2 protein-coding genes are annotated in these 2270 nt (G+C 32.5%); both read left to right on the plus strand.

Annotation, left to right across the window (positions count from 1 at the left end; genetic code table 11):
- The first annotated feature begins 57 nt into the window (after positions 1-57).
- Entirely contained in the window at positions 58-456 is a 399-nt protein-coding gene (locus tag NF27_RS00395; protein ID WP_084212736.1) for a recombinase family protein, read from the plus strand.
- 140 nt (positions 457-596) lie between these two features.
- Complete coding sequence (locus tag NF27_RS00400) at positions 597-1763, plus strand: hypothetical protein (RefSeq protein WP_039454611.1); 1167 nt, start codon at positions 597-599, stop codon at positions 1761-1763.
- The last annotated feature ends 507 nt before the right edge of the window (positions 1764-2270 follow it).

Here is a 2270-nt window from a genome sequence, read left to right on the forward strand (position 1 = left end):
CTTATACATCACTAGACCTATATATTTTTATATTAATATTATATACTAGCTTAATAAATGGTTAAGTTGACGGTACCAGCAACCCTGCTTAATAACCGCTCTTTACCCCATTTACTAAGTATCATGAATAATCTTCATGAGAAGGGAATAGCATTCCGTTCTATCACTGAGCAAATGGATACCACCACACTGCATGGTGAACTTTTGTTTCAATTATTTGGTTCATTAGCCCGGTATGAAAGAGCATTAACCGGGGAAAGAGTTATAGCAGGTCTTGAGTCCGCAAAGAGACGCGGTCGAATTGGAGGTAGACCAAGAGTTATTGATGAAGAAAAGATGGAAGCTATTTTGGATGACTTAAAATCAGGAGTTAGCAAAGCCTCAATTTGTAGAACTTTTGGAATAAAGCCATCCACATTATATGATGCGCTTAATCGTAACGATTATTCATTATAATGCATTAATGAGACTTATAACTTACCGTATGCTAAGAATTCGCAATTATCTTAAATATATGTAAAATATTAACATTATTGACTTTTATCTTGCATTCTATTATATATAATGGCCTAAGATAGATTTTTAATAAACACTTTATGCCAAGGATAAACAATAACATTATAATTTCTGACATATCAGCTATATATACATATCCAGGTAGTTTTATACCAAGTCTTTCAGTTGCTTTTAAAACAGCAAGTGGGGAAGAACAAAAAATATTTGAAGAAACACAAATAGTTGAGTTTCTAAATTCCACAACTGATATAAAAAATGGTGGTAAAAATCGCACAATTAGTTCCGACTTAGAAGATATAATTATAAGTCATACAGGTGTTGTATTTTTAAAAGATGGTCAATATCATTATAAAGAACCAATACGTAAACAAAAGCTTAAAACAAAGCCCTTTTTTAATAAGCAACCACCCTGGTGGCAAGATGATAGTAATTTTGATAAAATTGTTGAGTTTGCCAGCACTATCTTGAGTACCTTTCCAAGCTCACGGATTTTCTCTCTGGGCCAAAGTCCTGCATGGATAGTAAAAGCGTCCGAAATGCTAGCAAAGGCACGTAGTGAAAAAGGTGAATTTGGGTATATTCCTTTTTCTGGTAGCTTTTTAGATCGTCAAAAAGAATTTAGCGGAAATTTTTACATAGGGGATAGGCCATTTCCTAATACTGAACTTCAAGAAAATTATAGAAAATATTTGCAAGGCATAGGTTTATCCCCTCAAGAAATTATTATTCGAGCTAAGGAAGGTAGTAAAACAACTATCCTTGAATATACTAATACAGGCGTGAGTGTTGCTTCCTTTGCCTTAATACTATTTAGCTGGGCAAAAGAGGAAAAAATTGAGCAAGAACTCATGGCATCACTAGATATAGTGACTTTCGCACGAAATACTTTGCCCCCTGTTACAGTTTTAAATATTAGCCCATTATTCATGAGTATAAGTTGTACTAATTTATATGCAGAAAATGCATTATTAGTTTCCTTGGCAAATGGCGTTGACACTGGTGCTAATTCAGATAGAATTGTACCACATTATAGCCAGTCATTATGGAATTTACCTCCTGCTCCGGTGGTGGAGAATATAGAACATGTGAAGACACTGTCAGATAAGCTGCAACAGTCAGTTATAAAAAAAATTCTAACGGAAGCCTCTTTGACGCATTTTCAATTAGATTGTCGCGAGATAACATCCCCTGAAATGTTTAAAAGAAGACATGACAAGGATAAAAATAATTCTTACCTTGGTTTATAGCTGCTTTAGTATTTAGTTGTTATTTATTTTTATAATTCTTAAAATTAACCTGCTATTAAGACATCTATTCACATTATATTCTAATTACATTTATTCTATGCTCTCAAGCTTAGTATATTGCATTTCTATCGTGATCCCTAAAAGGAAGTAATGGTGCCGGTGATGTGAGAGTATGGGGGAGAGGGTAAAAAATATTGCCGGAGAAGAATTATATATATTTGATAAAATAGGAAAACATAAATGAAGATTAAAAATCAGTAAAAATAATTTCATACTATTAATTAAGTTATATTTAAATTTTGTAAGTATAAGAAATGATCCTTTTTGAGAGGAAAGTTTAATCCATGTAAATTTGTCGTATTAATAACTAATTAAGCTCTCAAAACTATTTCTTTAAATTAAGCTTCTCAAAATGTACTATAAAGGTGAGTTTTGAGAGGAAATAATGCTTATAGGATATGCAAGGGTCTCAACCCAAGAACAAATTTAGATTTACAGCTAAATGCT

This window comes from Candidatus Jidaibacter acanthamoeba, from assembly GCF_000815465.1.
GTDB lineage: Bacteria > Pseudomonadota > Alphaproteobacteria > Rickettsiales > Midichloriaceae > Jidaibacter > Jidaibacter acanthamoebae.